General features: G+C 71.2%; 13 protein-coding genes. 4 read left to right on the plus strand and 9 right to left on the minus strand.

The genetic code is table 11. The annotated features are described in order from the left end of the window. Positions 1–153 precede the first annotated feature (153 nt). The 7 genes from ABZ215_RS08540 to ABZ215_RS08570 form a co-directional block, all read right to left on the minus strand. Entirely contained in the window at positions 154–1,341 is a 1,188-nt protein-coding gene (locus tag ABZ215_RS08540; RefSeq protein ID WP_354948785.1) for an ABC transporter permease, read from the minus strand. After that, entirely contained in the window at positions 1,338–2,240 is a 903-nt protein-coding gene (locus ABZ215_RS08545; RefSeq protein WP_354948787.1) for an ATP-binding cassette domain-containing protein, read from the minus strand. Before ABZ215_RS08545 ends, ABZ215_RS08540 begins: the two co-directional genes overlap by 4 nt. A gap of 8 nt (positions 2,241–2,248) precedes the next feature. Then, entirely contained in the window at positions 2,249–2,902 is a 654-nt protein-coding gene (locus ABZ215_RS08550) for a TetR/AcrR family transcriptional regulator (RefSeq protein WP_027935681.1), read from the minus strand. 217 nt (positions 2,903–3,119) lie between these two features. Next, the gene (locus ABZ215_RS08555) at positions 3,120–4,301 is read right to left on the minus strand and encodes a C39 family peptidase (RefSeq protein WP_354948789.1); all 1,182 of its coding nucleotides are present in this window, start codon (positions 4,299–4,301) and stop codon (positions 3,120–3,122) included. Between the two features lie 39 nt (positions 4,302–4,340). Further along, a complete protein-coding gene (locus tag ABZ215_RS08560; RefSeq protein ID WP_020416843.1) occupies positions 4,341–4,748 on the minus strand; it encodes a PaaI family thioesterase in 408 nt (135 codons plus the stop codon). A 9-nt stretch (positions 4,749–4,757) separates the two neighbouring features. Next, positions 4,758–6,476 (minus strand): TIGR03767 family metallophosphoesterase, encoded by a 1,719-nt coding sequence (locus tag ABZ215_RS08565; RefSeq protein ID WP_354948791.1) that lies wholly within the window; start codon positions 6,474–6,476, stop codon positions 4,758–4,760. A 64-nt stretch (positions 6,477–6,540) separates the two neighbouring features. After that, positions 6,541–8,163, minus strand: a complete 1,623-nt coding sequence (locus tag ABZ215_RS08570) for a long-chain fatty acid--CoA ligase (protein ID WP_027935679.1) — start codon at positions 8,161–8,163, stop codon at positions 6,541–6,543. A 259-nt stretch (positions 8,164–8,422) separates the two neighbouring features. Between ABZ215_RS08570 and mihF the strand changes: the two genes are divergently transcribed. After that, positions 8,423–8,734, plus strand: a complete 312-nt coding sequence (gene mihF, locus ABZ215_RS08575) for an integration host factor, actinobacterial type (RefSeq protein ID WP_026153534.1) — start codon at positions 8,423–8,425, stop codon at positions 8,732–8,734. Positions 8,735–8,815: 81 nt separating this feature from the next. Then, complete coding sequence (locus tag ABZ215_RS08580; RefSeq protein ID WP_354948793.1) at positions 8,816–9,943, plus strand: isochorismate synthase; 1,128 nt, start codon at positions 8,816–8,818, stop codon at positions 9,941–9,943. Here the strand turns inward: ABZ215_RS08580 and ABZ215_RS08585 are convergent. Beyond that, positions 9,924–10,628 (minus strand): 4'-phosphopantetheinyl transferase superfamily protein, encoded by a 705-nt coding sequence (locus ABZ215_RS08585; protein WP_354948795.1) that lies wholly within the window; start codon positions 10,626–10,628, stop codon positions 9,924–9,926. The genes ABZ215_RS08580 and ABZ215_RS08585 overlap by 20 nt on opposite strands. 67 nt (positions 10,629–10,695) lie before the next feature. Between ABZ215_RS08585 and ABZ215_RS08590 the strand changes: the two genes are divergently transcribed. After that, positions 10,696–11,643 (plus strand): alpha/beta hydrolase, encoded by a 948-nt coding sequence (locus ABZ215_RS08590; protein ID WP_354948797.1) that lies wholly within the window; start codon positions 10,696–10,698, stop codon positions 11,641–11,643. Next, on the plus strand, positions 11,576–12,745 hold the full coding sequence (locus ABZ215_RS08595; RefSeq protein ID WP_354948799.1) for an acyl-CoA dehydrogenase family protein: 1,170 nt from the start codon (positions 11,576–11,578) through the stop codon (positions 12,743–12,745). The genes ABZ215_RS08590 and ABZ215_RS08595 overlap by 68 nt, the downstream gene beginning before the upstream one ends. A gap of 64 nt (positions 12,746–12,809) precedes the next feature. Here ABZ215_RS08595 and ABZ215_RS08600 read toward each other — a convergent pair whose 3' ends face one another. After that, positions 12,810–13,139 carry a hypothetical protein gene (locus ABZ215_RS08600; protein WP_026153533.1) on the minus strand — a complete coding sequence of 110 codons (330 nt, stop codon included), beginning with the start codon at positions 13,137–13,139 and terminating at the stop codon, positions 12,810–12,812. Positions 13,140–13,158 lie beyond the last annotated feature (19 nt).

Here is a 13,158-nt window from a genome sequence, read left to right on the forward strand (position 1 = left end):
GCCATGCGGCGCTCGGGAGGTCGCCTTGGGTGTGACCTCCCCCCGCCCCCGATTCCTGATTGTGTTTCAGATCGGCTGTGGATCGGGGGCGGGGGAGGTCTGGTGCGTTGGTCGGGTGCATTGCGTTGCCGGCTTGCGGTTGTGTGTTGGTATCTACATCCGCAGCGCCGTGCGCAACCGCATGCGGCTGCCGGTGTGCAGCACCGCGTTGCGGTACACCCGGCCGCTCACCCAGGTCAGCAGCGCGCCGAACACGACGGTCAGCGCCAGCGCCGCCGCCACCTCCCACGACGCGGCCACCCCGGCGGCGATCCGGCCCGGCATCAGGATCGGCGAGAACACCGGGATCAGCGACAGCACCTGGGCGCCCGTGGAATCCGGGTCCTGGATCAGCACGTTGAACCCGGCCACGAACCCGACCATCAGCGTCATGCTCACGGGCGTCACCACGGACGCGGTGTCCTCCTGCCGCGACACCAGCGAGCCGGCCGCGGCGTAGACCGTCGCGTACAGGAAGAAGCCCAGCAGGTACCACAGCAGCCCCCAGGCGACCGTGCCGATCGCGACCCCGCCCAGCGTCACGGCACCGCTCCCGACGGCCATCGCGAGCCCGGCCACCGCCAGGATCAACAGCTGCACCAGGCCGACCAGCCCGAGTCCGATCACCTTGCCCAGCATCAGCTGCCACGGCCGCAACGTCGACAGCAGGATCTCGACAACCCGGCTGGCCTTCTCCTCGACCACGCCCTGCGCGACCATGCCGCCGTAGGCCTGGATGCCGAAGAACATCAGGAACACGATCACCAGCCCGATCGCGAGCCGCTGGCCGCTGTCGGCGTCTCGGGGCTCCAGCTCGGTCAGCCGGACCTGCGCCTGCCCCACCTCGCGCATCACCTGCGCCGGATCGAGGTCGGCCTCCAGCAGCTTCGCGTTCAGCACCTGCTGCTGCGCGATCCCGTTCAGCACCGCCCGCAGCTGCTGGTCCAGCTCCGCCTTCACCACCACGCGCAGATCGGCCGCGCTGCCGGACACCAGCGCGTCCAGGTCGCCGTCGCGCACCTGTTGCTCGCCCTGCTCCGGGTTCGCCACCGGCACCGTCTCGACGTGCGCGCCTGCCGCCTCGGCCGCCTCCCGCAGCTGCTCCGCGACGGCCGTGGCCTGCCCGGTCAGCCCGACCTTCGACGTGTCCGCGCCCTTGATCAGCGTCGCCTGCAGCAGCAGGTACCCGCCGATCACCAGCAGGATCACCAAGGTCCCGACCACGAACGACCGCGTGCGCAGGCGGGTGTTCAGCTCCCGCCGCGCGACCAGGACGACACCCTTGATGGGTGAGACCGTCATTCCCCGCTCCCCGTGACCACGTTTCGGAACAGCTCGGCCAGGCTCGGCCGCCGCCACCGGAATTCTCGCACCACGCCCGTCGCGAGCGCGGCCGCCAGCGCCCGCTGGTCGTCCACCCCGGGATCCAGCTCCAGCACGGTCCGCCCCGGCTCGTCGGCCACCACCCGCACCCCGGGCAGCTGCCCGGCCCAGCCGCACGGCGCGTCCGGCGCGGACACGACCAGCAGCGCCGCGGAAGTCAGCTCCGCCACCGTCCCGCACGCCACCATCCGTCCCTTTTGGATGATCCCGACGCGGTCGCACAGCCGCTCGACCAGATCCAGCTGGTGGCTGGAGAACACCACCGGCACCCCGGTCGCCGCCTTCTTGCGCAGCACCTCGCTCATCACGTCGACCGCGATCGGGTCCAGCCCGGAGAACGGCTCGTCCAGCACCAGCACCGCCGGGTCGTGCACGAGCGCGGCCGCCAGCTGCACCCGCTGCTGGTTGCCGAGGCTGAGCTTCTGCACCTCGTCCCGGCGCCGCTCACGCAACCCGAGCCGCTCGATCCAGCCCTCCGCCGCCTGGTGCGCCCGCGTGTTGTCCAGCCCGTGCAGCTCGGCGAGGTACACGAGCTGGTCGAGCACCCGCATCTTCGGGTACAGGCCCCGTTCCTCCGGCATGTACCCGATGCGCGTCCGGGTGGCGTGCGTGACCGGCTCCCCGCCGAACCGCACCGCGCCGCTGTCCGCCGCGAGCACGCCCAGCACGATGCGCATCGTCGTGGTCTTGCCGGCGCCGTTGCTGCCGACGAACCCGAACAGCTCGCCCGGCGCGACCTCGAAGGAGATCCCGTCGAGGGCAACCACCGATCCGTAGCGTTTGGACAACCGGTCAATTTTCAGTGCCGGTGCGGGCATCCCTGGGGTCACAGCGGCCGCAGCGCCGCGTTGAGGTGGTGGGCCAGTTCGCCGAGCAGCGCCTCGGCCGCGACGTCCGCGGTGGCCGGCCGCAGCGACAGCACGAACGACTGCACCACGAGCAGGACCGACCGCGCCTGCACGGCCGTGGCCGCGCGCCGGATCGAGCCGTCCCGGTGCCCGGCCTCCAGCAGCGCGACGATGAACTTCTCGCCGAGCCGCTGGGTGCCGCCGAGCCGTTCCAGGACGTAGGGCACCACCAGCGCGGTGTCGACGTCGAGGACCGTGCGCATGAGCGGATCTGCGTTGAGCAGCCGCACCGCGGTCACCGAACTGCGCACCAGGCGCGCGCGGGCGGTCGGGGCGTCGGCCCCGCTCACCGTCGCCTGGTGCAGCAGCGCGCCGAACTCGCGGGTCATCAGCGCGGACAGCACGCTGCGCACGTCCGGGAACCGCCGGTAGAGCGTCATCCGGCTGACCTTCGCCGTGCGCGCGATCTCGGCCAGCGTGGTGCGCCGCAGCCCGGAGGCGAGGACGCACCGGCGCGCGGCGTCGAGCAGGACGTCGTCGGACACGCGTGCCGCCGTGGGACGTCCGCGGGCGTTCGCGAGCGCGCTGGAGGGCCGGGCCTCGCCGATCACAGCGCGACTCTCATCGTCCATCTGTCGCACTGCAGCCCGTTGCCGCCATTGTTGACCACCATGCCTCGTGGTTCGTTGCCCCCACCGGTACCGAGGGTATCGGGAAATCCGGTGTGAGGCGCGGTGCCTTTTGTAGGCGGGCGATATTAGACGATCGCGGACGAGGTCACCGCCGTGACCCGAACGGGTTCACCAGTTACCAGTAAGCGCTCTGACCTCGATGTCCCCGTTCGCGTCGTCACGGGGTGATCAGGTAGACGACGCCGCCGGGGCCGCTCGCGACGGAGCCGTCCTCGGTGTGCCGCTTGGTGCGCTGCCAGATGTTCTCGAACTGGGCCCGCGGGTAGATCGTGCGCACGTTCGCGTTGCTGTTCGCGGCCGGGTCGTTGGCGATGACGTCGCCGTCCGCCGTGAACCCGACGACGACCATGATGTGCCCCGCGGTGCCGTAACCCGCGCCGTCCAGTTCGTCGGCCCGGAACGACTGGGACGTGATCACCGGGATGCCCCGGGCGATGTAGTCCTCCAGCTCGGTCAGCGAGTGCAGCCGCGTGACGTGCCCGCGCAGGCCGAAGGTCGCCGCGTACGCGGTGTTGAACGGCCAGTTGCCGGTGCCCTCGTAGGAGTGGTCGTAGGTGTGCCGGGCCGCGTAGTCGACCGTCCGGTCCGGGTAGTCGGCCGGGATCCAGGTCATGTCCTCCTCGCGCGGCCGCCTGCCCCAGTACTCGACGACCATCTCGGTGGAGGTCGGGCTGCACCAGCTCTCCCCGCCGCCGCCGTACTCCGGGAAGTGTCCCTTGTGGATGTTCTGCGCGTACGCCGGGACCGGCAGCTCGATGCCGGAGGCCTTGCCCGGCCGGGAAACCGGCACCTCGAACCGGTCCGGCACGTTGGACGTCATCGCGCCGACCGCGCTCACCGTGGCCGTGGCGCGCGTGCCCGGTGCGCGGTAGAGCGAGACCCGTAGCCGGTACGAGCGCAGCAGCACGCCGGGCTTCATCACGAGCGTGTCGACCGAGACCTGCGCGTGCGCGTCGTCCTGGCCGTCCACGCTCGTCCGCTTGATGTCACCGTCGCCCGCGGCCCACCGGCCCATCACGTACCACGCGGTCTCCGCGCCCGTCGCGGTGCGCGCCTGCGCCTCGACCTGGATCCAGGTGCCCGGCGGCGTCTGCGCGTTCCACGACGCGATCAGCTCGGTCGCGTCGAACCCGGGCGCGTGGAACGGCGAGGTCCACTGTGCCCGCTCGTAGTCCCGGCCCTCGTACGACTCGGTGCCTGCGGGCGCGAACGGGCCTGCCGGCGTCCACTCGTGGTAGTCGACGGTCTCGTCGGCCCGGCCGGGGGCGGCGGACGCGGGTTGCACGGTCACCGTCGCCATCATGGCGGCGGCCAGCACGGCGAGCAGGGCGCGGGTCATCCGGGAATTCTCCCCGCCGCCGCCGGTGGTGTAAACCAGTCAAAGGACTGATTGCGACTGCGTCACCTTCGCGACCAGCTTGCCCGCGTCGTCGTGCAGCTCGGTCTCCACCACGATCACCTTGCGGCCCGCGTGCAGCGGGCGGGCGGTCGCGGTCACGTGCCCCTCACGCACCCCGCGCAGGAAGTTTGTCTTCGACTCGATGGTCGAGGTGCCCTGCGCGCCTTCGGGCAGGTTGAGGAACGCGCACACCGCGCCGGTCGAGTCGGCCAGCGCCATCAGGGCGCCGCCGTGCAGCACGCCGCCGATCGTGCAGAGGGTGGCGTCCCAGGCGAGCCGCGCCCGCACGACGTCCTTCGAGTGCTCCAGGACCTCGATGCCGAGCCGCTCGGAGAACGGCATCGACTGGTGGAACAACGCCGTCCCGGCCTCGTCGAGCTGAGTCATGATCCGTTCCTACCGCAAGGGGTGGACCAGCAACAACTCCGTGTTGTGGTCGGCCGCCGCGCCGGTGCGGGCCGGGTCGGCGTGCAGGTCGTTGAACGACAGCTCCCGGTACAGCGACGCCAGCGCGGACGGCGAGGTGTCGCCGTAGTCGGCCGAGTACGGCGCCTGCGCCTCGATCAGGGTGGTGAACAGCGACAACGTGCCGTCGGCGTTGTCCGCCACCTCGATCACCCGCGCGTGCTGCGGGAAGTCGACGTGGGACGCGGTGTTGATCTCCCAGAACCCCTGCTCGGGGGTCGCGCCCGGCCGCGGCGTGATGCGGTTTTCGTGCGTGTGCCCGTTGACCCACGCGAGCACGTTCGGGAACCGGTGCAGGAGCGCGACGAACGCGTCCCCGGTCAGGCGCGGCTCCAGCGGGTGGCGGGCGTCGGGCAGGACGTTGCCCATCGTGTCCGAGGTGTGGTGGCTGAACAGGATGAACAGCTCGTCGGTGACCGGGCGGGTGACGCGGTTGCCCCAGAAGTCGTAGTGAACCGAGCTGCCGCGCTTGAGCGTCCGCTCGACCCACAGGTACTGCCCGAGCCCGATCGAACCGTCCGCGAACCCGGCGAGCGTGGTGGTGTCGAGGCTGATGCCGGTGATGCCCGGGGCGATGCGGAACGTGTAGTAGACGTCCACGCCGTCGGCGTTGCCGCCGGTGAAGCCGTGGCCTTCCGGGCCGGACCCGGTGTTGGCGGGGTCGAGGTGCGCCTGCACGAACTCGGCGGTGGTGAACGGCCGTCGCCGCTCGTCCGGCGTGATCTCACGGATCGTGCCGCTGCCGCCGAACAGCTCGGTGACCGGCACGCTCGCGCCCGGTGTCCGGATGGCCCGCGCCAGCTTCTCCGCGGTCCCGGAGTCCTTGCCGATCACCTTGTAGCGGCCGGTGTACCAGTGCGCCATCCCCGGCAGGTCGGGCAGGCTGCCGACGATGCTGTCGTCGTGGTTGCCGAACGTGCAGTACCAGGGCACGTCGAGTCCCGCCGACGTGAACGTGCGCGTGCCTGCGGTCAGGATGCCGGGCAGCACCGGGAACGCCGACCAGTCGCCGTCCAGGCGGCGGTCCGGGTTCCAGTACAGCGGGTCGCCGGAGGCCTGCACGCCCTCGTAGGCGCCCGGGTCGCCGGAGTTCGGGGTGACCTCGCCGCCGCCCAGCACGCCCAGGAACCAGCCGAGTTCGAGGTGCTCGTGGTTGTCCGTGTTGTCGCCGGTGGTCATCACGAAGTCCAGCGGCCGCCCGGTGAACGGCCCCTGCCGCAGGCTGTTCACCCGGTCCACGAGCGCGGCCGTGGCCACCGAACCCAGTGTCTCCTGTGGACGGTGGGCGGACCCGATCAGCGGGTGCAGGTACTCGAACCGCGCCGGCGATTCGGAGTCGGTGATGTGCAGGTCGGTGAACTGGACGAACGCGGTGAGCGCCGTGCGCCGGTCGTCCCGGCCCGCCTTGCCCGCCGCCAGGTCCTCGCGCACCACCAGCGGCCAGCCCGGTCCGCCGGTCAGTCGCGTGTACGCCGCGGCGCCGTCCAGCGGGGTGGCCACGCTCTCCAGCGTGGTGCCGGCCGTGCCGACCGCGCGCCGGCTGCTTTCCCGCAGCGCCCGGTCGATCGCCTGCGCCGACGGTGCGCCGACGACGAGCCCGAGCCCGGCCGCACCGGTCGCCGCCAGCACGTGCCGCCTGCTGATTCCCATGCATCCCCCAGATGTGCGAAGGCCACCCGCATCGAAGCAGACGCGGGTGGCCTCCCGGTGAACGTCAGAAGTGCGTCACGTCCAGCTTGCCCTGCGAGTGGAAGGCCCGCAGGCGCTTCTTGTCGAACTTGCCGACGCTGGTCTTGGGCACCTCGTCGATGAACGTCCAGTGCTCCGGCAGCTGCCACTTCGCGACCTTGTCGGCCAGGAACTCACGCAGCTCCTCGGCGGTCACGCTTTGGCCCTCCCGGACCACGACCGCGACCAGCGGCCGCTCGTCCCACTTCTCGTCCGGCACGCCGACCACCGCGGCCTCGGCGACCGCCGGGTGGCTCATCACCGTGTTCTCCAGGTCGACCGAGGAGATCCACTCGCCGCCGGACTTGATGACGTCCTTCGCGCGGTCGGTCAGGGTCAGGTAGCCGTCCGGGCTGATCTTGCCCACGTCACCGGTGCGCAGCCAGCCGTCGTGGAACTTCTCCGGGTCCGCGCCGCCGTGGTAGGCGCCGGCGATCCACGGCCCGGCGACCTCCAGCTCGCCCACGCTCTCGTTGTCCCACGGCTGCTCGTTGCCGTTGTCGTCGATGAGCCGCGCGCGCACGGACGCAGGGAAGCGGCCCTGCGTGTACCGGTACTTCCAGGCCTCCTCGCCGGTCGCGCCCGCGGGCGGCCGGGCCACGCTGCCCAGCGGGGACGTCTCGGTCATGCCCCACGCGTGCAGGATCGGCACGCCGTAGCGCTCCTCGAAGGTGTGCATCAGCGCGGGCGGGCACGCCGACCCGCCGACGACCACCTCACGCAGGTGCGAGATGTCCTGCGGCTGAGCCTCCAGCTGCTGCAGCAGGCCCTGCCAGATCGTCGGGACCGCGCCGGCGAACGTCGGCTTCTCCGACGCGAGGATCTGCGCGAGCGGGCCCGGCTGGAGGAACCGGTCCGGCATGACCAGCGACGCGCCGACCATGAACGCCGCGTACGGCAGGCCCCACGACATCGCGTGGAACATCGGCACGATGACCAGCGCGTTGTCGGCGGGCGAGAGCTGCATGCTGTCGGTCATGCAGACCTGCATCGAGTGCAGCCAGATCGAGCGGTGCGAGTAGACGACGCCCTTCGGGTCACCGGTCGTGCCCGACGTGTAGCACATCGCGGCCGCGGAGCGCTCGTCGATCTCCGGCCAGTCGAAGGTGTCCGGCTGGGCGGCCAGCAGCGCGTCGTAGGAGTGCACCTCGACGCCGTCCGGGGCCTGCAGCGTCGCCGGGTCGCCGTTGGCCACGATCACGTGCCGGACGGTCTTCAGCTCCGGCAGCTGCTTGGCCAGCAGCGGGACGAGCGAGCCGTCCACGATCACGACGTGGTCCTCGGCGTGGTTCGCGACGAAGGTCAGCTGCTCGGGGAACAGCCGGATGTTGAGGGTGTGCAGCACGGCGCCCATCGCGGGGATCGCGAAGTAGGCCGCCAGGTGCTCGGCGTTGTTCCACATGAACGTGCCGACCCGCTGATCGCCGGTGACACCCAGACTACGGAGCGCATTCGCCAGTCGCGCAGCGTTACGACCCAGATCCGCGTACGACTCGCGGCGGGGCCCCTGGTCGGTCCAGGTCGTCACCTGACTGGTGGCATGCACCCGGCTTCCGTGTTGCAGCAGGTTGGCAAGGGAAAGCTGTCCGTCCTGCATCGTGCTCAGCATGGGCACTCCCGCGCGGTGAAGTTCGGCGTTGAACGTGTTGCGGTCACTCTAAGTGGAAGACACCGCCTGTTGCCAGGACTGATCGCCACCGCCCCGACCGGGGGTTTCCTCGCGTGTCGGTGTCGCGGCATCAGCCCAGGTGGCGTTTACTGGGCGCGTGGACCAGACGGCCTGGCCAGCGCTTGCACGAGCAAGCACCTCGCTGGGTGCCAGCCGTCGCCGCGAGAGCGGATATCCGACACACGGAAGGACTACTACGTTGGCTCTGCCCACGTTGACCCCGGAGCAGCGTGCGGAGGCCCTGGCCAAGGCGGCCGAGGCCCGGAAGGCTCGCTCCGAGCTGCTCGCGTCGATCAAGTCCGGTCAGCAGTCGATCGACACGGTGCTGTCGAAGGCCAAGGACGACAAGACGATCGGCAAGACCAAGGTCACCCAGCTGCTGAAGGCGGTTCCCGGGCTCGGCGCCGTCAAGGTCGCCGCGCTGCTGGAGAAGGCCGGGATCGACCCGGACCGGCGGGCCGGCGGACTCGGCGAGCGCCAGCGCGCGGCGCTGATCGACGCCCTCAAGTAACCGTTTCCGCAGGTCGGCGGCGAAGTGTTGCGCCCGTGACACTTCCGCTCGCCGCCGCCTGAGCGGGAGCACAATGGGGGTGTGGATGCCAGGGAGACGCTCGAGGAGTACACGCCAGGCGACTTCTACTTCGCCACCTCACGGCACACGATCTTCGGGTCCGGCTCCCGGCTGACCTTCACCGGCACCGATGTGCCGGCACTCGGTGACGCGGTCCCGGCCGCTCTGGCCGGGACCCCGGGGTCGCTCGCGGTCGGTGTCCTGCCCTTCGACACCACCGCGACGCCCGGGCACCTCGTCGTGCCCGAGGCGGTCCAGGTGGCCGCCCCGGCGCACCCCGCGGCCGCTGACCTGCCGCGGATGGCCGTCGACGGCCCGGACGTCGTCCGGGCCGTGCCCGAACCGGTCGACCACGCGGAGGCGGTCGCCCGCGCCGTCCGGGCCCTGTCCGATCGCGGTATGCGCAAGGTCGTGCTCGCGCGTGCCCTCGACCTGGAGTTCTCCGGCGAGGTGCCGGTCAAGGCCGTGCTGCACAACCTGGTCAAGGACAACCCGCACGGCTACACGTTCGCCGCGGCCCTGCCCGGCGGGCGGTCCCTCATCGGCGCGACGCCGGAGCTGCTGCTGTCCCGCAGCGGCCGGCGCGTCGTGTCGCACCCGCACGCCGGGTCCGCGCCGCGCTCGGCCGACCCGGTCACCGACCGGGAGAACGCCGAACGGCTGGCCGCCTCGCGCAAGGACCACGTCGAGCACGCGGTCCTGACCGAGGCGATCGTCGAGACGCTGCGGCCGTTCTGCCGCGACCTGCACGTGCCGCGGACCCCGTCGCTCGTGTCGACGCCCACGATGTGGCACCTGAGCACCATGGTGACGGGCGAGCTTGCCGACCCGGACGTGACGGCGCTGCACCTGGCCGGCGCGCTGCACCCGACGCCCGCCATCTGCGGCTCGCCCACCGAGGACGCGCGGCAGCTGGTCGGCGAGCTGGAGCCGTTCGACCGCGGGTACTACGCCGGAACCGTCGGGTGGATGGACGCCAACGGCGACGGCGAGTGGGCGGTGTCGATCCGCTGCGCCGAGGTGTCCTCGTCGCGGCTGCGGCTGTACGCCGGCGGGGGGATCGTGCCCGCGTCCGACCCGAAGGCCGAGCTGGACGAGACGTCCGCGAAGTTCCAGACGCTGCTGCGCGCTATGGGGTTGGAGCTGTAGGGCTCCACCAGCGCTCGGTGACCTTCAACTCGTCGTCGCTCAGCACGGCGATCGCCGCCCGGTAGCCCTCGCCCGGGTCCAGGTCGGCCAGCCGTGTCCGCGCCGGGTCCAGTGCCGGGTCGGCCGAGGAGAGCAGCCGGGGCGGCTGGTCCGGACCGGCCAGCGTGATGCTCTGCAGCGGGATCCGCAGCCCGCGCCCGGTGGCCTTCATCAGCGCCTCCTTGCCGGTCCAGTACCGGAAGAACGCGGCCACCCGCTCGGCGCCGGTCAGGCCGTCCAGCGCCGCGACCTCCGTCTCGTTCAGCGCGTAGGCGATCAGCGAGTCCTCGGCGCGGCGGGTGGCGGTCTCGACGTCGAGGCCCACCGGAACGCCGCTGGTCACGGCGACCCCAATCCGCTCGCCGGAGTGCGAGATGGACAGGTCGAACCCGGCGCCCGGCACGCGCGGCCTGCCGTGGGGCTTGCCGCAGTCGTCGCAGGTCGCGTCGAAGGACACCTCGTGGGGCGCGCGACCGAGCAGCTCGGCGGCGACCGTCTTGGCCAGCACCCGCCCGGTGAGGAACCGCCGCTGGTCGATCTCCTTGCGGTAGCCGGCGTGCCGTCCGCGTTCCACGTCGTCCAGCAGGTCGAGGTACCCGGGCTCGTTCGGCAGCGGCACCGCCCACCACACCGCACACTCGATCACGCCCCCAAACCTACGCGGTGCGCGAACACGGGCGCGAACAGCGGATGATCCTCCTACGTTGGCCGTCATGAACCTGGTTCACGTGAACGGGGCAGACCTGGCCTACGACGAGGCCGGCGCGGGCCCGCCGGTGGTCTTCGTGCACGCCGGAGCGGCCGACCGGCGCATGTGGGCCGCCCAGTTCGACGGGCTCGCCGACACCCACCGGGTGATCCGCTACGACCAGCGCGGCTTCGGCGACTCCAGCGATGCCGTCGGCGACCACTGCCACTACGAGGACCTCCTCGGGCTGATGGACGTGCTCGGCGTCGGCCGGGCGGCCCTGGTCGGCTGCTCGATGGGCGGCTCATACGCGCTGGAGGCCGCGCTCGCGGCGCCCGACCGGGTCAGCGGTCTGGTGCTGATCTGCTCGGGGCTGTCCGGCCGTGAGTGGCCGGAGTCGATGCGCGCCCGCGCCGCGCGCGAGGTGCACAGCGCGGTGCCGGCCGAGCGGCTGCGCGCCTACGCGGCGCGGACCCGGGCGCCCGACCCGGCCGACGTCGAGGCGATGGCACTGGCCCAGGCGCGGTTCCTCGTGCCGGAACCGTCCGAACTCGTCCTCGACATGCTCCGCGGCGTCTTCCGGCGGACCTGGACCGGGCCGCAGCGGACCGAACGCCATTTGGAACCGGGCCCGGCCGGCCGGCTGGCCGAGGTGGTGGCGCCCACGCTGGTGGTCAACGGCCTCCTCGACGTGCCGGAGATCCAGGAGGTGTCCGGCCTGCTCAGCACGGGTATCACCGGAGCTCGGCGGCTCGACCTGCCGGACACCGGTCACCTCCCGCCGGTCGAACGGCCGGACCGGATCACGGCCGCGCTGGGTGGGTTCCTCGCCGAACGCCATTCCGGGAACGAGCCGGCGTGCGCTAGCCTGACAGGTAAGCAAGCGCTTAGTAGGAGGGCCGACGATGGACTTCAGCTTGAGCACCGAAGAGCGGGAAGTGCGCGACTGGGTGCGCACGTTCGTGCAGCGTGAGCTGATGCCGCTCGAACAGGAGGTGCTGCGCCGCGAACGCCGCGGCGAACCCGGCCTCACCTCGGACGAGCTGACCGCGCTGCAGCTCAAGGCGAAGGAGTCCGGCTTCTGGGGCGTGCAGACCCCGGAGGAGTACGGCGGCATGGGCCTGTCGGCCGTGATGACCGCGTTGCTGGAGGCCGAGCTCGGCCGCACCTTCGTGCCCTTCCGCTTCGGCGGCGCGGCGGACAACATCCTGTTCCACGCCAACGAGGAGCAGAAGGAGCGCTACCTGCTCCCGACGATCTCCGGCGAGCGCAAGTCGTGCTTCGCGATCACCGAGCCGGGCGCCGGCTCCGACGCGAAGAACATCCGCACCTCGGCCCGCAAGGACGGCGCGGACTGGATCATCAACGGCGAGAAGACGTTCATCACCGGCGGCAACGAGGCCGACTTCGTGATGGTGTTCGCCGTGACCGACCCGGAGAAGGGGGCGGGCGGCGGCGTCACCTGCTTCCTCGTCGACCGCGACATGGGCTGGAAGTCCGAGCCGATCGACACCATGGGCGAGTGGGGCCCGGCGTCGCTGGTGTTCGACAACGTGCGCGTCCCGGAGAGCCAGATCCTCGGCGAGGAGGGCCAGGGCTTCGCGCTGGCGATGCAGTGGATCGGCCGCGGCCGCTACCTGCTGCCGGCTCGCGCGATCGGGTCCTGCGAGCGGCTGATCTCGATGGCGATCGAGCACGCCAACACGCGTGAGACGTTCGGCGCGCCGATCGCGACCCGGCAGGCCATCCAGTGGATGATCGCGGACTCCGGTATGGAGCTGGAAGCGCTGCGCTGGCTGGTGCTGCACGCGGCCTGGCAGGTCGATTCCGGAATGGACTCCCGCCACGCGCAGTCGATCGCGAAGCTGTACGGCGGCATCAAGGCCAACGAGATCGTCGACCGCGTGCTGCAGATCCACGGTGGCATGGGTTACACGCGGGAGCTGCCGATCGAGCGGTGGTACCGCGAGCTGCGCCTGCTGCGCATCTACGAGGGCACGGACGAGATCCAGCGCCGCACCATCGCCCGGAACCTGTTGAAGGGGCACGTCAAGGTCGGCGGCGCGCTGGGTTGAGAACAACCCTCAGGGCCGCCCCCGGAAAGTTCCGGAGGCGGCCCCGAGGGATCTGACAACTGACTCAGGATTCGTTGGCGGCGTCCCGCAGTGCGCGCGGCGCCCCGGCCAGGTCCTCCTCGTTGCAGAGGAGCTTCAGGTCGTAGTACGGCGCGCCTTCGCGGTCGTCGTAGTCGAGGTGGATGGAGACCACATCCACCGGCTCGCCCAGCCACTCCTGTGCCGACCTGAGCCAGTGCGCACAGCGCTCGAGCGCGGTGGGCAGGTCGTCGTCACGGAACTGGACGGGGCGGTAGGGCACATCGTGTACATGATCCTGAGGGTGGGACGGTGCAGGGAGGCCCAGTGCGAGACCCTGCTCATCCAATTCCAGTTGGATCGTTCGCTCAGTCACCCTTCGAGGGTCCCTCAGC

The sequence above is a fragment of the Amycolatopsis sp. NPDC006131 genome, from assembly GCF_040614175.1.
Taxonomy (GTDB): domain Bacteria; phylum Actinomycetota; class Actinomycetes; order Mycobacteriales; family Pseudonocardiaceae; genus Amycolatopsis_E; species Amycolatopsis_E tucumanensis.

Bases quoted from the DNA above. Each gene is read 5' to 3' on its own strand.
- ABZ215_RS08540 (WP_354948785.1), bottom strand. From the start codon at position 1,341: ATGACGGTCTCACCCATCAAGGGTGTCGTCCTGGTCGCGCGGCGGGAG.
- ABZ215_RS08545 (WP_354948787.1), bottom strand. From the start codon at position 2,240: ATGCCCGCACCGGCACTGAAAATTGACCGGTTGTCCAAACGCTACGGA.
- ABZ215_RS08550 (WP_027935681.1), bottom strand. From the start codon at position 2,902: ATGGACGATGAGAGTCGCGCTGTGATCGGCGAGGCCCGGCCCTCCAGC.
- ABZ215_RS08555 (WP_354948789.1), bottom strand. From the start codon at position 4,301: ATGACCCGCGCCCTGCTCGCCGTGCTGGCCGCCGCCATGATGGCGACG.
- ABZ215_RS08560 (WP_020416843.1), bottom strand. From the start codon at position 4,748: ATGACTCAGCTCGACGAGGCCGGGACGGCGTTGTTCCACCAGTCGATG.
- ABZ215_RS08565 (WP_354948791.1), bottom strand. From the start codon at position 6,476: ATGGGAATCAGCAGGCGGCACGTGCTGGCGGCGACCGGTGCGGCCGGG.
- ABZ215_RS08570 (WP_027935679.1), bottom strand. From the start codon at position 8,163: ATGCTGAGCACGATGCAGGACGGACAGCTTTCCCTTGCCAACCTGCTG.
- ABZ215_RS08590 (WP_354948797.1), top strand. From the start codon at position 10,696: ATGAACCTGGTTCACGTGAACGGGGCAGACCTGGCCTACGACGAGGCC.
- ABZ215_RS08595 (WP_354948799.1), top strand. From the start codon at position 11,576: ATGGACTTCAGCTTGAGCACCGAAGAGCGGGAAGTGCGCGACTGGGTG.